This is a genomic window from Brucella sp. HL-2, assembly GCF_025846885.2.
GTDB classification, from domain to species: domain Bacteria; phylum Pseudomonadota; class Alphaproteobacteria; order Rhizobiales; family Rhizobiaceae; genus Brucella; species Brucella quorumnocens.
Map to the genome: position 1 here is coordinate 16,005 of NZ_JAOYTK010000035.1, position 19,041 is coordinate 35,045.

Consider the following 19,041-nt stretch of genomic DNA (forward strand, 5'->3'; position numbering starts at 1 on the left):
TCGCAAAAAGCGTGGAACTAAGCTTCTATAACGACATGGGACAAAGCATTGTATGAGCGGCGTTCCGCCCTATATTGAGCGAGAATAATTTTCCCAACCGGGATTAACGTTGTTGCGCACCTTCTTGCGTAGTAAGAAATCCATCATGATTTCAGCGGAAAAAGTGCGCATATCCACATATCCCGCTTCAGAATAAAAGGCGGCGTGTGGAGAGATGATGAACCGCCCTGCCAGCCAATCTTCATCATTACGCCACGCTTCAAGGAGCGCCGGAGAAGGAGATGGCGGTTCAACGGGCAAGACATCCAGCCCGACCGCGCCAAGCTTGTCACTTTTTAAGGCTTTGTAGAGTGCGTCGATATCAATAAGCCCGCCACGCGCTATATTGATCAAAATGCTGTCGTCGCGAAAATGCGCCAGCAACGTTTCATTGATAATTGAACGCGTGTCAGAATTAAGAGGCACGTGAAGACTGACAACATCGGAACTGGCTACTAGTTCCTCAATCGATTGCTTGCGCACAAATCCGATGCCAAGTTCATGCCCTTCGGGCAGAAAAGGATCGTAGAATGCAACTTTCATATCAAGAGCCGCAGCTCGACGAGTGATTGCAGTTCCAATACGGCCAAGACCAATCGCACCAAAGGTCAGTCCGCGAATACGTCGCACAACTGGAGCATTTTCGGCAACAAAGCCGCCCACCGGATCAGCCCTTAGGCGTTTTTCGTAAGTGCCAAGTCCGCGTGTGAGATAGAGAAGCATGGCAATTGCATGATCAGCGACTTCCGTCGTGCCGTAATTTGGGACGTTGGCTACCGCGATGCCAGCGTTGCGACAGGCATCCACATCGACATTATCGAAGCCAACTCCGACCCGCACAATAAGCCTGCAATTATCGAGAAGCTTAACCGTGTCTGGCGCAATCCGCATGCGGTGCCAGACCAGGATACCGTCGCATTCGCGCCAATGCTTCTCTGGGATGGACGCGGGATCTGTTGCGTCGTAAATGAGATATTCGAAATGTTCTCCCGAAACGGCGCTTTCGATGGAAAGGTCGCGCAAATGGACGTCCGGCACCAGAATTTTAAAGCTCGGCATAGAGTCTTCCTCGACAGATGATTACAGAACCTTCGAAAGAAATGATTTGAGACGCGGATCGGACGGCTTATTGAAGAATTCTTCAGGAGCACCGTGCTCCACCATGACTCCCCCATCAGTGAAAAACACCTGATCGGCGACTTCCTGCGCAAAGCGCATTTCATGCGTTACAAGCACGCAGGTCATACCATCGGCTGCAAGGTCACGGATAACATTGAGCACTTCCTGAACCATTTCGGGATCAAGGGCCGCCGTCACTTCATCGAAAAGGATGATCTCTGGCTGCATAGCCAGCGCACGTGCAATGGCTACACGTTGCTGCTGCCCACCCGACAATTCACCCGGGTAAGCCTGTTCTTTGCCCTGCAACTGTACCTTTGCCAAAAGCTCTACAGCGCGCGCTCGAACCTCTTCGCGGTCATGACGCAGCACCTGTATTGGTGCCATCATGATATTTTGCAGCACGGTCTTATGCGGGAAAAGGTTATATTGCTGAAACACCATTGAAACTTTATGGCGCAGCGGGACCAGCTCTTTCTCCGAATGCAACCGTTCAACGAAAAAATCACCTACCCGGATCTGTCCTCGATCGATAGGCACAAGCCCATTGAGGCAACGCAGAAGGGTTGATTTTCCTGATCCCGACGGACCGATGATACAGGCAACGTCTCCGCTTTGAATGCTCATAGAAATGCCTTTTAGCACGGCAACAGCACCATACTTCTTGTGAATTTCGGTCACTTCAATAGCGGATTTGGAAAATGGTGAGTTCATTTCATTTGCCTTTGCTTAGGCGGCGTTCAATAGCGCGCGTCCAGGTAGCCAACGGGTAGGCGAACAGAAAAAACAGCAGGAGAATGTAAAGATAAACTGCCGCCGCATAATCATCACCGTCGCTGGCAATCACGGTCTTTCCGATGGACAACACATCGGATGTGCCTGTCACCACCACGAGGCTTGTGCCAATGAACAACATGGCATAGGTCGTCATCAGATTAGGCAACATCAGCGGAAATGCCTGAGGCAGAACGATGAGCCGCAGAATCTGGCTACGACGATATCCAAGTGCACGCGCGGATTCCCATTGCCCGTCCGGGACAGAGCGAATGCCGTTGCGAAATGCTTCTGCGATATAAGCAGTAACAGGGAATGACAGCCCAATAACCGCCTTGAGGAACGGGGAGACAAAGAAATTGTGTCCCAGAATACTAACATTGAACGGCAGTAGATAGAGCATCGCATAGAGCACGACCAGCCATGGAGAACTACGCAATAAGTTCATGAATATGACCGCAGGATTTCTGACCGACGGCTTCGGTGAGACCATTGCGCCACCAAGGAAGAAGCCCGCAACGAGTGATATCAGCATAGAAAGCAGGCTGATGATTACGTTAGCGGAGAAACCCCCTCCAAAACCCGAAAAATCAGAGCTTCCGGTTAAAAGAAGAGATGATCGATCGACAAGGACGCTTATAGCATCGGTGGTTTTATGCCCGTACAGCACAAAAAGGATGGCTAACAGGGCGACAATGACGCCAACAAAGCCGAATGCAGCAGACCTGGTTTCTTTGCTCATTTCATTGCTCCACCACCAAATCCGGGGATAGTCAGAACTCTCGCAAGCAGTTTGGCGAAGAACACAACGAACGTGGTAATGACTAGATAAGTGAGCCAAAGGACGATCATTACTTCAAGATTGAGGAACGTCTCGAGCGTGACCTGCGTGGCATAAAACATGATGTCCGTCACTCCAACGAGCGCAGCCTGTGCGGAGGTCTTGATGAGACTTACGACATTGCTGGTCATGTTGGGAATCGTCAGCCGAAGGGCGATTGGTAATTCGACCCAGCGGAAAATCTGCACACGACTGTATCCAAGGCTGATTGCGCCCTCAACTGTCTGACGTGGCACAGAATTGATACCGGACCTGATAATCTCGATCGCAATGGATCCGTTATACAAAGCAAGCGAGATCACTACACAAGCAAAGCCAGACAGCAGCGGCACCCGTTCTCCGGTCGCTCCATCAGTATAATACAAGCCCAGATCAGACAGCATGAAATACAAGAAAAACAACTGCACGAGTGGCGGTGTATTCCTGAACAAATCGATCATAATGATCGTCAGTGGTTTGACGAGCGGGATGTTGAAATGAATGATCGCCGCACCGGCTACTCCGATACTTAACATCAGAAGCGTGCCGGCACCAGTAAGAGCAAGCGTCGTGCCAAGCCCATCGAGTAGCCAACCCTGATAAAGCGGGTCTGCCAGCCATTCAAAATCAAGACCGAAGAGCATTATTGAATTCCGGTATTTTGTTTTGGGTTCTACGTAGTGATGAAGAGCGCGGGCGAGAGCGGATTAAGAGATGGCTAAAACTTGGTCTTGGCCGGACAAAGCCCGGCCTCGACGCATCCAGTATGAATCAATATCCAGCCGCCTTGGCGTCCGCGGCACGTTTCGCCACATATTCTGTTTCGCCCATATCGTAGGCCTTTTCGGCGTTCACTAAAATGCCCGCTGCTTCGGCTGCCAAGATGGCTTTGTTTACAGCGTCTAGAAAACGCGGCTCGTTTTTACGCGCGCCACCAGCGATTGGAATATAATCAAAGGTATCGAGCGCAATCTTGTATTTCTCGCCCCACTCGGGATCCGTTAGCTTTTGCTGCAAGATAGGGCCGTCAAAGGCCAGGCCCGCACAACGACCGTTCTGAAATGCCTTGAACATATCTGCAGTTCCGGTGAACAGCACGGTTTGCGCACCATAGGTTCCAGTCAAAGCCCGGTTATACAGATTGCCTTGCATGCCGCACAGCTTTTGCCCGCGCACGTCTTCCCACTTTGTGATGGAGGTCTCTTTTGGCGCCATCAGAACCACACCCGCCATGTTGTAGTATTCTTCAGTAAAGTCGATGACTTTACCCCGCTCCACATTCTTACCGAGTGTTGCAAGGATCAAATCTACACGGCCCGCGTTGAGCAATTCGATACGATTAGAGGCAACGACCGGAACCAATTCAATATCCGTGTCTGAGCCAACAATTTTTCCTGCTATGTATTTCGCCAGATCGATCTCAAAGCCCTTGAGCTGATCGTCTTTGGTCAAAAAGCCAAAGGGAACATAGTCATTTTTAATGCCGACAATGAGCTTGCCACGCGCCTTAACGTCGTCGAGTTGGTCCGCCCGTGCGGCTGCACCAAACATTAATCCCGAAATCGCAGCTGCAACTGAAAGCCGGATAAACGAATTCATAATCATCGAACTTCCCCATTTTGTTATTTGAGAAAACTCTATAGACAATTTCGATATAATTAATAATACTAATTTATTAAATAAACATAAGGCTAACTTATAAGGAAAAGGCGTGTATATTAGACAACTCGAGGCGTTCAAGGCTGTTATGACGATGGGTAGCGTCAGTCGCGCCGCGGAATTGCTTTGTGTCTCTCAACCTGCAGTTAGCCAATTGATCAGTCAGTTAGAGCTTTTTTGCGGTTTTCCGCTCTTTGAGCGCAAGGGAAAACGCCTGCACCACACTCGAGAAGCTGAGGCTTTGCTGGTGGAGGTCGAAGTGATGTTTGCTGGTATTACTCGTGTATCGCGAGTGGCTACGGCTCTAAGAGATCAAAAATGGGGTGCTCTGACAATCGGTGCATTTCCAGCTATTGCGCGGCGTGTGCTTCCAAAAATTGTAGCAGACTATGCGAACGAACGACCGAATGTGGTCTTTCATTTGCAAAGCATGATCTCAAGAAACCTGATTGATGCGGTCGCAAGTCATCAGCTCGACTTTGGTATCAGCTTCATTCCTGGCGATCGAGACGAGATTGAGAGTATCCCCCTCAAAAGCTTACAGGCTGTATGCATCCTGCCTCCGGGTCACGCTCTTGCTTGCAAAGATATTATTCATGCAACCGATCTCGTCGGAGAACAGTTTATTTCCCTGGGTCCCCAAGACCAGTCGCGAATGCTTATCGACAAAATCTTCGATGACCTGCAAGTACCGCGCAAAATGCAGATTGAGACGGGACAGTCGGAAACTGCCTGTACATTTGTAAGTCTTGGCGCCGGTGTGTCAGTGGTGGACCCTATCAGTGCGGCTGGGTCCGGTGATGGCAGCTTGATCGTTCGGCCGTTCGAGCCAGCTATTACATTCAATATTTGGCTAATTCGACCCAGGATGAGCAATAAATCTGGTATTATTGAACACTTTATTGAATATCTATGGTCAGAGATATCCAATGGTACTCAATGATCATATTATTTGCATCCCATTTTCTAATCGTACTGTTCTGCTTGAACAACGTCGTCTTAAAAATGAACATCTGGCAAAACTGGCACCGGGTGCAATGGAATATTTGCCACACGCGCCGCTGATCGATCACCGCCTGTTCATTCATCCAATGTTATAATTTCATATTGTAGGCATCATCCTACACAAAGCCGCTTCGCACTTTTACTGAAACGCTCAATTGAATGGTCCCGGTATGATTCAGGCTTGAGGCCGCACCCTCTCCTCCAATAATCGCTCGACGATCATTCTGCCAATTGGAATAGCAGAAGTAGCGGCCGGCGATGGCGCGTTGCAGACATGTAAGACATTCGATGTTTGCAGGAAATGGAAATCATGCATCATCTCGCCTTTGCGCGTAACTGCCTGCGCACGAATACCGGCACGATAGGGTTGGAGGTCTCTAAGCTCTATGTCAGGGCAATATTTCTGGCATTTTTTGAGATAGCTTTTCTTGAACAATGAGTCCTGCAACTCAACCATTCCGGATGAAAGATTGCTGCGGAGCATTTTCCAAAAGCCCGGGAAGGCGAGATAAGTCGCCATGTCCCGCAGATTAGTGGAAAATTTAGGGTAACCTTCACGGGAAAGTCCAAGCACGGCATTGGGGCCAACTGTCAGATCGCCATTGATCATCGGTGTCAGGTGGATGCCCAGAAACGGCAATGCCGGGTCCGGAACGGGATAGATCATATGGGTGACAATGTTCTTCTTCTCTTCGTGAATGCGGTAATATTCACCGCGAAATGGGACGATCTGGAAATCTGTCTCAACACCCGAACGTCTGGCCAAACGGTCGGCCTGCAAGCCGCTGCAAAGAACTACTTTGCGCGCCAGCCAACAACGCTCTTTGGAAATAACCTCTACATAATCGGGATTGTCATTGACTCTTGAAACTTCGACGCCCTGAATAAGAACGCCACCTTTTTCCGCGATCAGTTGCGCCATCTTGCGTGCAACAGCCGGATAGTCGGCAATGCCGGAAGCGCGGACTAGCAGGGCGCCACGACCGGTTACATTCGGTTCACGCTCACGTAATGCTGAAGCATCGAGCCATTCTACCTTGATGTCGTTGAGAAGAGCGTTCTCTTTGAGCGTTTTAAGGCGCGTCAATTCGAGCTCGTCAGTTGCGACAACGAGCTTGCCGATGACGCTGAAATCTATGCCATACTGCTGGCAGAATTCTTTGGTGGCGATGGCACCCTCACGGCACAGATCCGCCTTGAAGCTTTTCGGCTTATAATAAATCCCTGCATGAATAACACCGCTATTATGCCCCGTCTGGTGACGGCCATAGCCATTTTCCTTCTCGATCAGGACGAGGGATGCTCCAGGGCGCGAGTTTAGGAGATTAAGCGCAGTTGAAAGGCCTACAATGCCCCCGCCCACAATGCAGAAATCATAGATCATCCCTCAACTCTCCCAGCTTCTTGTGGCCGTATGTTTCTCTGAGCTAACAAAATTATCAAAAACTTTATTTTGTTAGACTGCAATATCCATTAAAAAAATAAGGACCAGCGTCCCCTCTCTCATAGTGACGGCGTCACTTAGTATATTTTTGCAGAGCGTAACTCTTTAATCAGATCAACAAAGACCCGTAGTTTAGCGGGTAAATGTTTACGCCCGGGATAGTACAGACAAAGTCCCGGATAGGGCGGTGTCCAATCCCCTAATATCTGCACAAGCTGGCCGCTTTGCAGATCTTCCTTCACCTGCCACTCGTTGAGATAAGCGATGCCCGCACCTTCTCTGGCAGCGCGCAACATGAGATCACTTTCGTCAAGTATCAGCGAACCCTGTACATCCAGCGTAAATGCGATCCCGCGCTTTTCGAACTCCCACTTATATATCGATCCACTGGCCATTCGTGCGCGAATGCAATTATGGTTTTCCAGATCAGCTGGTATCTGCGGTTTGCTGCGCCCCATAAAATAGGATGGTGAAGCGACCACCATCGGCTGTATATCCTGATTGAGGGCAACAGAGATCATGTCGGGCGGCACCGCTTCAAGAATCCGGATGCCAGCATCAAAGCCTCTAGCATTGACGTCAACCAAAGCCGTTTCAGTAACAATCTCAACATTCATCTGCTGATAGCGGCGCATATATTCGAGGATGAGCGGAGCGATAATCATTCGTGCTGCACCTAGGGACGTATTAATACGCAATGTTCCGGAGGGCTCAGAACGATGCTCATCGGCCCGATGTATGGCGCGACGAATAGCGGCCAGTGCCGGTGTTACTTCAGCAACAAACTGCTCACCTGCAGATGAAAGGGAAACACTACGCGTTGTTCGATTGAACAAGCGCACACCAAGGCGGCTTTCCAGCGTGGCAATCTGCTGACTAAGGGCAGAAGAAGAAATACCCAACTCACGCGCGGCGGCTCGGAAACCGCCGAGATTGGCAACCATTACTACAGCTTCGATCTCTGCCAGATTCCCCCGCATCATTGTCCGTATCTCCTTATCAGCTCGTTTCAATTTGGCCAGCTTATCAGATCAATATTCTGATACCAGATATGCACCATCAAGAAAGGAACTGTCATGCATACCATTACTGAAATTTATATCGACGGCGCGTTCACTACTCCGCATGGTGAAGAGTTTGCAGATTTGTTTAACCCTGCAACTGAAGAGAAAATAGGCAAAGTTCGCCTCGGCAATCGCGACGACGCTAAAGCTGCAATCGCTGCCGCAAAGCGAGCTTTTCCAGCGTTTTCGCGCACGACAAAAGCGGAGCGGATTGAGATGCTCCATCGTTTGAGCGTAGCAGTGTCTGCGCGCGAAAATGATCTCGTTGCAGCCATGAGCGAAGAATACGGCGCTCCGCATTCTTTTATCGGATTCGCGGTACAGCATGCTGTATCGGCATTTCTGGATATGGCAAAGACGCTGGAGAGTTACGATTTCACTCGTCAGATAGGCCGTGCAGAAGTGACAATGCAGCCCTTGGGCGTGGTAGCCGCTATTACACCGTGGAACAGCAACTATGGCTTTATAGCGAGTAAACTCGCAGCCGCCATCGCCTCCGGTTCTACAGTGGTTATCAAACCAAGCGAAATGAGCGCAATCCAGACACAAATTTTCACAGAATGCCTGCATAGTGCTGGTTTACTTAAGGGCGTTTTCAACATCGTCAACGGACGTGGCGATGTGGTGGGAGACGAGTTCAGCACCCATCCTGACATCGCGAAAATTACCTTCACCGGCTCCACCGCAGTCGGCAAACAAATCGTCAAATCTGCTGCTGATACTCTAAAGCGTGTAACACTGGAACTGGGTGGGAAAGGACCGAACATCATTCTCGCCGATGCCGATCTGGCAAAAACAATTCCAACAGTTCTGATATCAGGTCTTATGAATAGTGGACAAGCATGTATCGCCGGGACACGCATTCTGGTGCCTGAAAGGCGCTTGACAGAAATACTTGATGCTTTGGAGCGGACGATTAAAACTTTCAAGTCTGGCAACGCTTACGATCCTAAGGTCAGAGTGGGACCATTAGTCAGCCAGAAGCAATTTGATCGGGTTCAATCCTACATTCGCCTCGGGCTTGAAGAAGGCGCGAAAATCATCATCGGTGGTGAGGGTCGTCCAGAAGGTTTGCAACGCGGTTGGTTTGTGCGTCCAACCATCTTTTCGGGTGTTACTAATCAAATGCGCATAGCACGCGAAGAGATTTTTGGGCCGGTACTCGTGGTCATTCCTTACAAAGATGAAGAAGATGCAGTCCGTATCGCCAATGATACCAGCTACGGATTACAAGCCTATGTTCATGGCGCTAATATTGTCCAAGCACGCCAGTTAGCCGGCAAACTGGAATCCGGTCGTGTCGTTATTAACGGCGCTCCACATGAACCCCTGGCTCCATTTGGAGGTTTTAAACAATCAGGCATCGGTCGTGAAATGGGCGTATTCGGACTTGAGGCATTTCTGGAGCCGCGCGCTGTATTGATTTGACTGCTCTTTGTTCCGCATACCTAATAACGAGTTGACCGGACAAGCTACTGTCCGGTCAGTCCGCTTAAGAACTTCGATGTTGAGCACGAAGCCGAAGGAGAAACTTTGGCCAAATGTCTCGGCGGCGTATACTGATACGCGGCAGCCCCATTAGATCGTCGGAGGGTCCGGCATGTCCACGTATGGTCGTCGTCGCGGTTTCAAACCCCGTTTCTCGCACCATTTGCCTGTGTAAGGGACTATTTTCACCATATGGATAGCAAAAACTTGAGACTTCTGCTCCGAGTATGTCCTCTAGGACAAATTTTGACTGGGAAATTTGCTTTCTAGCTTCTTCGTCCGGTGTATGTGGCAGACGGACATGATCAAGCGTATGAGCACCGACTTCGTGGCCGAGTCTTGCCCATTCTCGCAGTTGTGCTGCAGACATCAGAGGGGTTTTGGGAACGCCGAGCAGCTGATCCCAGACGTTACTTCCACCTACCTGATTGGCAACAAAATAATTCGTTGCGGTAAAACCATATTCCGCCAAAACTGGCGCGGCATTCTCCAAGACGTTCAGAAATCCATCGTCGAAAGTAATCGCCGCGACTTTTCCAGTTTTCTCGCCTTTGATGTAAGGAATGGCCTCACGAAGAGACAACCCGAGATATCCCATTCTCTTCAACCATTTCATTTGGCTCCGAAAACGGTTCGGATGAACCAGCAGACCGTGAAATGGTATATCGGCCACTGGTAAAGGTGCTATCTGATGATACATGAGGACAGGTATTGGCATATGGAACCGTTTGGGACAGAGTGCAGTTGCGCATCTTTAATCGTTCAAGATGAGCTCTATTTCCGCCAGACGATCAAGTCTTCGTTGTAGCCGCTTTCCCTTACGGCCAAACAGACGCGGGCGCTTCTTCGCTTCGCGGCTCGCTTGCAAATGTTCAATATAAATTTGACCAACTGCTTCATTTTCGAGTTGGTCGAATATCCAGCAGAAAGACACTGGCAGGCGTGTTACTGAATAAAGTGGCAGTGCTTCGGCATTATCTTGAACTAGGATCTGTTCCAGAACAAGTTGATCCCATGTATCCGGTTGCTCCAGACATCCTTGTTGCCATGTTTCCAGCAGCTTCAACGCCGAGGGCGTATCATTGATAAGAATAGTTCCACTCAACAAATGGCCACTTGCTTCGTAATAGACTGCAATGTCGCTTTGGATGGGAATGAGTTCTGGCCAGGGGTCACGATGAAAGACCGCATCAACATCAACATAGAGCAAGGGACCCCGCACCTTTTGGCGAAGGTCCACCAAAACTCCAGGCTTCAGTCCGGCATTACGAACCCAGCTCCCGGTGTTTTCGACAGGAACGACAACCACTTCCAATCCAAGGTGTCTCGCGCTTGAAAGAAGCCGTTCCTTCTCATGCTCGTAAAGACTGTTTTTCGTATAGAATGCAACAATCGTTCCATCTTGCCCAGTCTGGGTTCTCTTACGAGCGGCCAACTCTTGAGAGTTCGGAAATGCTATTGCCATCGAACGATGCGCATGGCTCCACGGCCGAAATTTGTCTATCATTCGAAATAACATCTTATGCTCTACTCTTTAATTGCCGCCGCCCCCACAGCCGGTTATGCACAGACCACTTGAAAGCCAAGATAAACTCAATAGGCAACATCAACAACCTTCTACAAGTTCCGCTTGGTCACTAGGAAAAATAGCAGATCACGCAAAGGATGCAATTGACTACCTCTATCCTGTTCCAATCGATCATTCAGTCTTACTTGGAGCATCCGCTCTATGTGCATGATACAACGGAATCTCGCGAAAGATGTGCTCCCTCCCCCATCTCTAAAGTGTTTGAGCAAGGTGGAAAGTAAGGGACTACGCTAATTTTACATTCCAATTTTCGCAGCTTCGTTGCAGAGTATGATTACAATTATGGCTGGCAGAATTGCGCGAACAATAACTATGGTTCAGAACTCGACGGTACTAGCCAATGGACTGTTTGCCACTAATATCTCTCTTGAGGTGGCAGATCGGACTGACTTTTTCCGTCAGTTGGCAAAACCTTTATATGAAGCTTTTGAGCTACCTTCCTCAGGTCAGACTTTCATTGATGGAACTATCCATTCGTTTTTTCTGGGAACACGGTTGATCGGCACCTCTGCATTTAGCCGCCACCGCTGTGTTCGGACAAAAAATGGATATCCCGCAGTGATTTCAGCCACTATTAGGTCCAGCTATTCAGAAAGGGGAGCTGTGTTGGTGCCTTCGGCGACAAGGAAATCGCTGTGTTACCCGGCGATATCTACATCGCTAGCGTTACGGGAACATGTGATGCAAATTGTGAACCCGGTAAGACCGTCACATTGCTCCTGGAAAAGGAAGAGCTTGAATAGGCTTGCGGCACAGCGAATTTACATGGAACACTAATTAAAGCGAACACGGCTCTCGGTAAGCTGGTTGGTAGAATGTTCCGCAGTTTTTACGAAGAAGCTGGAAATTTATCATACCTGGAAGGAAACAAAGTCGGGGAAGCACTGGTCGAACTTTTGGCCTCAGCCGTTAAGTTTGCGGCGACAAACTTTTCTGCTGCACCCGCCGAGCATCTGCGGATGCAGATATTAAATTGTATCAGCGAGAATATTCAGAATCCAAAACTGAATGTTGAATACATTTTTGAACGCTTTGGAATATCCCGCTCTCACCTTTATCGTTTGCTGGAAGAAGACGGCGGCGCGGCAGCTACCATAAGGCAAAAGCGGCTGCAGCTCGCCTATCGGGATCTTGCGCTGCGAAGAGGTATTGACCGTGTACGCATCAAAGAAATTGCCTACAGATACGGGTTCCTCAATGCCGACCAATTCTCCAGCAGCTTTAAAAAGCATTTTTCCGTCGCGCCAACGGATGTGCTTAACAGGCACAATGATGCCCAGTCGATATCAGGTCAAATTACAAAAGTTCAACGACATTTCGAGCGATTTTCTATCGCCTAATTTCGTTTACCCGCCAGCAGCTGAAGCTGAATATGCGACAAAGAAACGTCGATCTGCGAGTTGATGTGGTTCGATCTTTGAAAGAACTTTTACACAGATTACAGTCTGAGATTTGGCTCCGCATGTTGGTAGTGCCTGACACAGTTCGCCGTAGTCGGCTGAGGTCGAGTGGTCGCGGTGACCGTGATCAAGATGATAGATTAGGTCGTGAATGGATGCGACACGTTGAAATACCGTTCAAGTTTAAAACGCTTCATGCCCGCTCTCGTCGTATCGGGATATCGGTACACCAACAAATCCGCCATAGCTACCCGATAGCGCGTCGAAATCGGTCAATAGGTTTCGTTGATCTTTAAAGGCTTACTCACCATTACGAAACTTAACAGGCTATTAAGTTTCGCCACTACGACTATGCTGAAAGCAACAATTCTAAAGGATTTAAAGCAAGCCTGAATATCTGCCAATGGCGATAATGTTTCATATATTTATGATCCAGTTCGCGCGAAAATGCAAGATGTGGACCGTAAATGGATGAGGTCACGAGGACAGCATTTATGAAGCTGCGTGGGGTTCTTTGCATTCTGCGATAAAAGACCGCCAGAACTTATTAGCGACTATCATAATACGTGCTTTCGATCCCCTTTTTTCACTCAGGCTATACGTGTCAGTTTATTCCAAGCGATTACTTTATCTCTGACAGACGTATCTACAAAGTTAACTCGTGGCCATGGATGACCATTTGAAGCGAACACCTCACTGTTGCGCTTGTCCCCGCAGTTAGTCGCGCGGTCCATGATCAACTTCCAATTAATTCAGCATCAAACTGCTACCAGAATATAGCCCGCGCGGTCAGAAAACTTTTCACCAGTGTTGATTGACGAACTGGTCGGAGGCCGATGACCTGCCCTCCCCTCAATCTCCGGAAGAATAGCTAAAAATAATATGCCGGCGTTCTACAACGGCCATAAGCGCTCGTGCTAATCCTTCTACCGAATTGGCAAGTCTTTTCAGTATGACCGACGCGGCAGTGAAAAGAACAAGCGGTGCGTCGGACAGTTAACAAAACCCGCCTGACAGTTAGTTATTCAGATACTGGTATTCACCACAAAGTGCGCATGAGCTACGCCTGAATAGATCCCACTATTATCCTTGGGTGAACTTGCTAAAACGACCCGTGACTGAACAACCTCCAAAAGTAAATCAAATGCAAGCGGCAGCGCTGCATATCTCATTCACGGGACCATTTCTGATTGGTCGCGGAAGCGTTGGACAAGGCCATTATGCAGGTTTCTGGTTTAAACAGAGGCAGTTCGCTACCGGGCTCACCGCGAAGTAGCACCAAGCAAACGAAGTTCGTAGCAAAAGCGATTGAGTTTCGCTGGTAGTAATGGCGATTTAGATCAAGCGACGCGCCTAATTTTTGTCAGCCGTACTTTTGAGATAAAAATAGTTATTTCTCAGAGGCTTAGCAGATCTGAACCTCTTTTGGTCCACTCGTACTGAAGAAAGCCTAAAGCAGCGCAACTTCGCAACGGACGATCCGTAAGACGCCCCTTATGACTACAAAACGTGGATTATCGAATATTTAATCTGGCATGCTGGTTCCTCAGAAATAGTCACGTCGCCGCAAATCGCGCTGGTTCCCGACAATTCTCGACTTGGGAACCAATCAATGATCTGGGCTCAGTGGCAACCCCATCCATAGGTTGGCTTTTCCAAATTCGAGATCGTGACTTCGAGACTGAAGAGCGACGGAAAAGCAAGGGAATGAAATACCCGCCTAACACGCTCAGGGAACTGTATTGAGTTAATCTATGACCGCCTTGGTTACCGCAGTGTCCTCAATACGCATAGCGCGCTGAGGCGAAAATGAGGACACTTTCCCCCTTCGCCGGTTCAAGCAGGCGTCAAGTCTTCTACTTCAACCCGCGTTCAGCATGGGATTAACACAACCTCACATTCTATCAGCCGCGTGGGCCTCGGCTCCAATGATACTTAGGTCGTTTGATTTGAGCCTGTCGCAGCTAACGCGCACCGCCACCAATTCCCGACCTCCGCTATATCTGCGCTATCACTAAAACGACGTGGGCCACCTCACGCCCTCATAATCAGCAATTGCTTGATCTTGGCAACTCCGGTGTGATTTCCATCGCCAAAACGAGGGTGGTTATTTGCTAATTGTTCTTAGGGCCTCAACAGCCACCATTCAGCATTCAATTTTGTACAAATAACCTGATAATACGCAAACACTCAGCTTAAGCAGCAAAAGCAGAATAATTAGATCCAGGTCAGGTCTTTATTTCTGATGCCAACAATTAACCTTTCATTAACCTTAAACTCCTTGCAGTCCGGGGAGAATCGGAATTATAGTTGCGAAAATATGAATGCCTCGCGCTTTTTTGCGAAAGTGACCCAAGCAAGGACTTTAGTTCACAAAATGAACGATCACAACACAAGCCGGTTTGACCACGAAATTGCGAGCCAGGGCTCAAAAATCTCCAGCGCGTTGAACATGCTGCGGACTCAGCAGTACCCGCCGGATGCGCGGAAGAGCCTCCGGCGGTTTCAGCTCCCGGAAGTGGCAGATCTTATCGGTGTGACCCAATCACATTTGCGACAGCTGCACAGCGAAGGCAAGGGTCCTGAGATCGAAGTGATTTCAGGGCGTCGCTATTATACCGCAGAACAAATGCTCGAACTTCGGGCCCATCTTGAAGAAAACAAGAAGTCGGATAAGCGCGTATATCTTCCCCGTCGCAAGAGCGGCGAACCACTTCAGGTTCTTTCAGTGGTCAACTTTAAAGGTGGCTCCGGTAAGACGACGACATCCGCTCATCTGGCGCAATACCTTGCATTGACTGGCCATCGTGTACTGGCCATAGACTTGGATCCGCAGGCATCTCTGACGTCGCTGTTTGGAATTCAGCCCGAACTTGATGACATTGCTTCACTTTACGAAGCGTTGCGCTTTGACGATGAAAAAAAAACAATCGCCGAGATCATCCAGTCAACCAATATTCCAAACCTTGATATCGTTCCTGCAAATCTACTTTTACAGGAATATGAATACGATGTACCACTAGCGATCTCAGGTCGCAAAGGGGAAGAGGGGCGGCTTTTTCATTTACGCATCGTCAATGCGTTGAAAGAAATCGAAGAGAATTACGACGTTGTGGTCATCGACTGCCCGCCACAGTTGGGATATCTGACGATTACAGCGCTTATGGCGTCTACGGGTATTCTGATTACCATCCACCCTCAGATGCTCGATATTATGTCAATGTCTCAATTTCTTCAGATGCTGGGGGGCATTATGACGTCGGTGGCGGATGCTGGTGCACAGATAAAGGTAAAATGGTTCCGCTATCTTATAACGCGCTTTGAACCCACCGACATTCCTCAGGCTCAGATGGTCGGCTTTATGCAATCGATGTTTGCCCAAAACATGCTTAAAAACCATGTTTTGAAGTCAACAGCCATTTCTGATGCGTCGATAAAGAAACAAACCCTTTACGAAGTCGAAAAAAGTGACTTTGTACGTTCCACCTATGAGCGTGCCATGGAAAGCCTGAACGCAACAAATGGAGAGGTTGCCGATCTTATCCATCAGACATGGGGGCGTAGATGAGGTTTTTGTCAGCCGTTCTTTCTCCTTTTTTCCTATTATTATTCAGTTGGTTATCCGAAATGACCGTGGAGGTAACTGCCAATGTCACGTAAGAATCCATTTGCAAATCTTGATCTTGCTTCACTCAACAGCGATAAACCGGCTCCAAAAACCGGATATGGCATGACGGGTGCCGCGAAAACTGTTGTGCGTTCCATTGAGGAAATGGCTGAGAATACGAAGCGGCTAATGGACGGTGAGACAATCGTCGAGATCGAGCCGCAACTTCTCGATGTCTCCTTCGCTTCTGACCGTCTATCCGAGGACGACAGTGAGTTTGAAGCTCTTAAAGAGGCCATTAGGGAACATGGTCAGGCGACGCCTATTCTCGTGCGTCCCAATCCCCACAACAGCGAACGTTATATGGTGGTGTTTGGTCATCGCCGTGCACGCGCCGCTATGGATCTTGGGATTCACGTCAAAGCTGTTGTCAAAAAACTCGATGATATTTCATCCGCGATCGCCCAGGGGCAGGAAAACTCCGCGCGATCTAATTTATCTTTCATCGAGCGCGCTTATTTTGCGCAAAATCTCCTCTCAAGCGGAATGAGCAAGGATATCGTTAAGTCTGCCATTGGCATTGATGATGCGCTGTTATCGAAAATGTTAAGTGTCGTTGAGACTGTGCCCTCGACGATGATCATGGCGATGGGTGCGTCAAAAAAGATAGGTCGAGACAAATGGCTCTCACTTCGCCAGATAATCCTAAATCCAGCTCATCTTGATGTAGCGCTTTCGCGCATTGTTTCAGATGGGTTTATGGCTTTGCCTGAAGAGGAGAGATTTGATGCTCTCCATGATTATCTGAAGAAATACAGCGTACGGTCTGCCGCTAAGGTGCCGGCAAAATCAGCAACCGAAAAGTCATGGTCATCTGACGATAGAGCCGTTCGCTTGTCGATGAAGCAAAAGCCGAAAAACGTTGCCATAGAACTTTCCAGTACGGAAGCACGTCCATTTAGCGACTGGCTTTCAAGCAATATGGATCGATTTTATATCGAGTATAAGCAATCAAAACCGCAATCGAGTGGAGATTAACAGCAAAAGAAAAAGGCCCCCGATAACGTTGCCGTCATGGAAGCCTTCCTCAAGTTTGGTCGCTTCGAGAATCGCATTTCCATGAATCACTGTCAAGAGTGTTGGACGTCATTTTGACGGGCGAATTTCTTTTGCCTTATGAAAGGTGAAGATAAATGCAAGTTCTCGAGAGGATAACGTCCGCGTTTTGCGGGCGAACGATAACACTTGCGCAAATGCAGGCTCAATCAAGTACCCCATCTGTTAACACATCCATTAACCGATGGTCAGTCTATAAGCAGCTTTGCATCGCCAAGACGCAATTCGGCGTGAATGATCGCTGTCTGGCAGTCCTGAGTTCTCTGTTGTCATTTTATCCCAGCAACGAAATAAGCCACAAAACAGGTCTAGTGGTATTTCCCTCCAATCGCCAATTGGCTCTGCGTGCGCATGGCATGCCGGAATCCACATTAAGACGTCATATCGCAGCGCTTGTGAACGCCGGGCTCATCCTGCGTCGTGACAGTCCAAATGGCAAGAGATACGCTTATAAGGACAGGGCAGGAGAAGTTGAAGAGGCTTTTGGTTTTTCTTTCCAGCCACTCCTTGAGCGTGCTGATGAGATCGCGAAAGCTGCTCAATCAATTCAGGCTCAAGCACTTGCTTTGAAACGAACGCGCGAGCAAATCACTCTTCTGCGTCGTGAAATCGCCCAGCTGTTTCTGGCAGCGGAAATGGAGGGCAATGCTTCATCCCTTCAAGCAGACAACGATCAGTTCCGCGCAATCATCGAACGGCTGCCCCGCCGCGCAACCGGCCTCGAGTTAAGTCAGGCCTTGGAACGTCTGTCAGCGTTGCATACAAAACTATCTACGACCTTGAATCTTTTGCATAATAACGATCAATTGAGCGCCAGTGATGACCAGATTGAGCGGCACTATAAGGAATCCCTGACTGAATCCTCATTTGAATCTTCTTTATGTAATTTGAGTGATTTGAGATCAACATCCGTTCAAAAACTCCGTTCGTCATCACACCTCGAAAAAAGCCAATCCTCAGAAGCTTTCTCGCTCGACATGGTTCTCAGAGCTTGTCCCGATATTCGCGAGTATGCTGCGCGAGGAATTGCTTGCTGGCGAGATCTCGTTGACATCACACGAGGAGTCGCCTCATTTTTAGGTATCTCCGACAGCGCATATCAGGAAGCGTTTACTCTTATGGGGAGGGAATGTGTTTCGGCTCTCATCGCCTGGATATTACAGCGCGGGAGCCAAATTAAATCTGCAGGAGGGTATATGCGCTCCCTAACGACGAAGATACGCTCTGGTGAGATTGCCGTTGCCCAGCTCCTTTTCGGCAATCTAGGTAGTCAAGACAGGCAAATGTTACGCGGCTAAGCTATAGTTGACAAAGGAAGCAGCCCCTCGGTTAATGAGAGTTCTCCTAGAGGGGCATTACCAACGCCTCAATCGTGTACCCGGCCGTAGCGGCGAGCGTGATCGATCAGAACTTCGATAGCAATATTAGGCCATGCTATTGCTTCCAAGAAGGACGCACATAGCCGATCAGTCGAAGGTTTAATGGATTCGATGAAAATGGGTTTGTATCGTTCATGTGTTCGGTCAATTCTATATTTGAATTGGGAGGCAGGAAGAGAATATATTGGATTACAGAGGCAAAAACTTGGCGGACCAACAACAAATGAACTCAGAGATTACTGTTAATTTTATAAACTGTGATGTAGAGGACATGTATAACGTTCGATTTTGAAGGGGGACACATCTCCTAAAAGTGTCATCCTTCATGCGGACTTTCTTCACGTGCGTTAGCCAGTCTAGAGTTTGATCGTTGTTTCGCGCAACTTGATTGTAGGTGTGAGCAGAATTGATCGTTGCGGTACATCGGTTCCCAGAAGTGCGACGACTGCGTTCTCGGCTATTGCCTTAACAGGTTGCACGATCGTTGATAGGCGCGGTGTGGTAAGGCGAGCCAACGGAATGTCGTCAAAGCCAATGAT

Annotated in this window: 17 protein-coding genes; 7 read left to right on the forward strand and 10 right to left on the reverse strand. The window is 48.7% G+C overall.

Annotated features, from left to right (window positions below; translation table 11 throughout):
* Positions 1-69: 69 nt before the first annotated feature.
* The 5 genes from OIV19_RS21840 to OIV19_RS21860 all read right to left on the reverse strand — a co-directional run bounded on the left by OIV19_RS21840 (position 70) and on the right by OIV19_RS21860 (position 4,303).
* Positions 70-1,098: a C-terminal binding protein gene (locus OIV19_RS21840; RefSeq protein ID WP_264233851.1), complete on the reverse strand. Its 1,029-nt coding sequence runs from the start codon at positions 1,096-1,098 to the stop codon at positions 70-72.
* A 21-nt stretch (positions 1,099-1,119) separates the two neighbouring features.
* Positions 1,120-1,872 carry an amino acid ABC transporter ATP-binding protein gene (locus OIV19_RS21845; RefSeq protein ID WP_264233853.1) on the reverse strand — a complete coding sequence of 251 codons (753 nt, stop codon included), beginning with the start codon at positions 1,870-1,872 and terminating at the stop codon, positions 1,120-1,122.
* A 1-nt stretch (position 1,873) separates the two neighbouring features.
* Positions 1,874-2,674, reverse strand: a complete 801-nt coding sequence (locus tag OIV19_RS21850; protein WP_264233854.1) for an amino acid ABC transporter permease — start codon at positions 2,672-2,674, stop codon at positions 1,874-1,876.
* Entirely contained in the window at positions 2,671-3,396 is a 726-nt protein-coding gene (locus OIV19_RS21855; RefSeq protein ID WP_264233856.1) for an amino acid ABC transporter permease, read from the reverse strand. Before OIV19_RS21855 ends, OIV19_RS21850 begins: the two co-directional genes overlap by 4 nt.
* A gap of 127 nt (positions 3,397-3,523) precedes the next feature.
* A complete protein-coding gene (locus tag OIV19_RS21860) occupies positions 3,524-4,303 on the reverse strand; it encodes a transporter substrate-binding domain-containing protein (RefSeq protein ID WP_264233858.1) in 780 nt (259 codons plus the stop codon).
* A gap of 160 nt (positions 4,304-4,463) precedes the next feature.
* On the opposite strand from OIV19_RS21860, the gene OIV19_RS21865 reads away from it, so the two are divergent.
* Both OIV19_RS21865 and OIV19_RS21870 read left to right on the forward strand, forming a co-directional pair.
* The gene (locus OIV19_RS21865; protein ID WP_264233860.1) at positions 4,464-5,354 is read left to right on the forward strand and encodes a LysR family transcriptional regulator; all 891 of its coding nucleotides are present in this window, start codon (positions 4,464-4,466) and stop codon (positions 5,352-5,354) included.
* Positions 5,341-5,511, forward strand: a complete 171-nt coding sequence (locus OIV19_RS21870) for a hypothetical protein (RefSeq protein ID WP_264233862.1) — start codon at positions 5,341-5,343, stop codon at positions 5,509-5,511. The genes OIV19_RS21865 and OIV19_RS21870 overlap by 14 nt, the downstream gene beginning before the upstream one ends.
* Positions 5,512-5,591: 80 nt before the next feature.
* Here the strand turns inward: OIV19_RS21870 and lhgO are convergent, their stop codons facing one another.
* Positions 5,592-6,800, reverse strand: coding sequence for an L-2-hydroxyglutarate dehydrogenase (gene lhgO / locus OIV19_RS21875; RefSeq protein WP_264233864.1), 1,209 nt, complete (start codon positions 6,798-6,800; stop codon positions 5,592-5,594).
* 137 nt (positions 6,801-6,937) lie between these two features.
* Positions 6,938-7,840, reverse strand: a complete 903-nt coding sequence (locus OIV19_RS21880; RefSeq protein ID WP_264233880.1) for a LysR family transcriptional regulator — start codon at positions 7,838-7,840, stop codon at positions 6,938-6,940.
* Positions 7,841-7,936: 96 nt separating this feature from the next.
* Between OIV19_RS21880 and OIV19_RS21885 the strand changes: the two genes are divergently transcribed.
* Positions 7,937-9,352 (forward strand): aldehyde dehydrogenase family protein, encoded by a 1,416-nt coding sequence (locus tag OIV19_RS21885; protein ID WP_264233866.1) that lies wholly within the window; start codon positions 7,937-7,939, stop codon positions 9,350-9,352.
* Between the two features lie 64 nt (positions 9,353-9,416).
* Here the strand turns inward: OIV19_RS21885 and OIV19_RS21890 are convergent, their stop codons facing one another.
* Together OIV19_RS21890 and OIV19_RS21895 are read right to left on the reverse strand one after the other, a co-directional pair.
* On the reverse strand, positions 9,417-10,130 hold the full coding sequence (locus OIV19_RS21890; protein WP_264233868.1) for a polysaccharide deacetylase family protein: 714 nt from the start codon (positions 10,128-10,130) through the stop codon (positions 9,417-9,419).
* A 36-nt stretch (positions 10,131-10,166) separates the two neighbouring features.
* Positions 10,167-10,919, reverse strand: a complete 753-nt coding sequence (locus OIV19_RS21895) for a putative nucleotide-diphospho-sugar transferase (protein ID WP_264233870.1) — start codon at positions 10,917-10,919, stop codon at positions 10,167-10,169.
* Positions 10,920-11,815: 896 nt separating this feature from the next.
* On the opposite strand from OIV19_RS21895, the gene OIV19_RS21900 reads away from it, so the two are divergent.
* From OIV19_RS21900 to repC, 4 genes are all read left to right on the forward strand, one after another.
* Positions 11,816-12,340 (forward strand): helix-turn-helix domain-containing protein, encoded by a 525-nt coding sequence (locus OIV19_RS21900; protein ID WP_264233872.1) that lies wholly within the window; start codon positions 11,816-11,818, stop codon positions 12,338-12,340.
* 2,437 nt (positions 12,341-14,777) lie between these two features.
* Positions 14,778-15,968 (forward strand): plasmid partitioning protein RepA, encoded by a 1,191-nt coding sequence (repA, locus tag OIV19_RS21905; RefSeq protein WP_264233874.1) that lies wholly within the window; start codon positions 14,778-14,780, stop codon positions 15,966-15,968.
* Positions 15,969-16,049: 81 nt separating this feature from the next.
* Entirely contained in the window at positions 16,050-17,045 is a 996-nt protein-coding gene (gene repB, locus OIV19_RS21910; RefSeq protein ID WP_264233876.1) for a plasmid partitioning protein RepB, read from the forward strand.
* Positions 17,046-17,200: 155 nt separating this feature from the next.
* The gene (repC, locus tag OIV19_RS21915) at positions 17,201-18,421 is read left to right on the forward strand and encodes a plasmid replication protein RepC (protein ID WP_264233878.1); all 1,221 of its coding nucleotides are present in this window, start codon (positions 17,201-17,203) and stop codon (positions 18,419-18,421) included.
* A gap of 437 nt (positions 18,422-18,858) precedes the next feature.
* Here repC and OIV19_RS21920 read toward each other — a convergent pair.
* On the reverse strand, positions 18,859-19,041 hold a 183-nt coding region (locus OIV19_RS21920), incomplete at its 5' end, for a substrate-binding domain-containing protein (protein WP_264231631.1).

What these genes read in the sequence shown, in the direction of transcription:
- OIV19_RS21840 (WP_264233851.1), bottom strand. Translation starts at nt 1,098, where the DNA reads ATGCCGAGCTTTAAAATTCTGGTGCCGGACGTCCATTTGCGCGACCTT.
- OIV19_RS21845 (WP_264233853.1), bottom strand. Translation starts at nt 1,872, where the DNA reads ATGAACTCACCATTTTCCAAATCCGCTATTGAAGTGACCGAAATTCAC.
- OIV19_RS21850 (WP_264233854.1), bottom strand. Translation starts at nt 2,674, where the DNA reads ATGAGCAAAGAAACCAGGTCTGCTGCATTCGGCTTTGTTGGCGTCATT.
- OIV19_RS21855 (WP_264233856.1), bottom strand. Translation starts at nt 3,396, where the DNA reads ATGCTCTTCGGTCTTGATTTTGAATGGCTGGCAGACCCGCTTTATCAG.
- OIV19_RS21860 (WP_264233858.1), bottom strand. Translation starts at nt 4,303, where the DNA reads ATGTTTGGTGCAGCCGCACGGGCGGACCAACTCGACGACGTTAAGGCG.
- OIV19_RS21870 (WP_264233862.1), top strand. Translation starts at nt 5,341, where the DNA reads ATGGTACTCAATGATCATATTATTTGCATCCCATTTTCTAATCGTACT.
- lhgO (WP_264233864.1), bottom strand. Translation starts at nt 6,800, where the DNA reads ATGATCTATGATTTCTGCATTGTGGGCGGGGGCATTGTAGGCCTTTCA.
- OIV19_RS21880 (WP_264233880.1), bottom strand. Translation starts at nt 7,840, where the DNA reads ATGCGGGGGAATCTGGCAGAGATCGAAGCTGTAGTAATGGTTGCCAAT.
- OIV19_RS21885 (WP_264233866.1), top strand. Translation starts at nt 7,937, where the DNA reads ATGCATACCATTACTGAAATTTATATCGACGGCGCGTTCACTACTCCG.
- OIV19_RS21890 (WP_264233868.1), bottom strand. Translation starts at nt 10,130, where the DNA reads ATGCCAATACCTGTCCTCATGTATCATCAGATAGCACCTTTACCAGTG.
- OIV19_RS21895 (WP_264233870.1), bottom strand. Translation starts at nt 10,919, where the DNA reads ATGATAGACAAATTTCGGCCGTGGAGCCATGCGCATCGTTCGATGGCA.
- OIV19_RS21900 (WP_264233872.1), top strand. Translation starts at nt 11,816, where the DNA reads ATGTTCCGCAGTTTTTACGAAGAAGCTGGAAATTTATCATACCTGGAA.
- repA (WP_264233874.1), top strand. Translation starts at nt 14,778, where the DNA reads ATGAACGATCACAACACAAGCCGGTTTGACCACGAAATTGCGAGCCAG.
- repB (WP_264233876.1), top strand. Translation starts at nt 16,050, where the DNA reads ATGTCACGTAAGAATCCATTTGCAAATCTTGATCTTGCTTCACTCAAC.
- repC (WP_264233878.1), top strand. Translation starts at nt 17,201, where the DNA reads ATGCAAGTTCTCGAGAGGATAACGTCCGCGTTTTGCGGGCGAACGATA.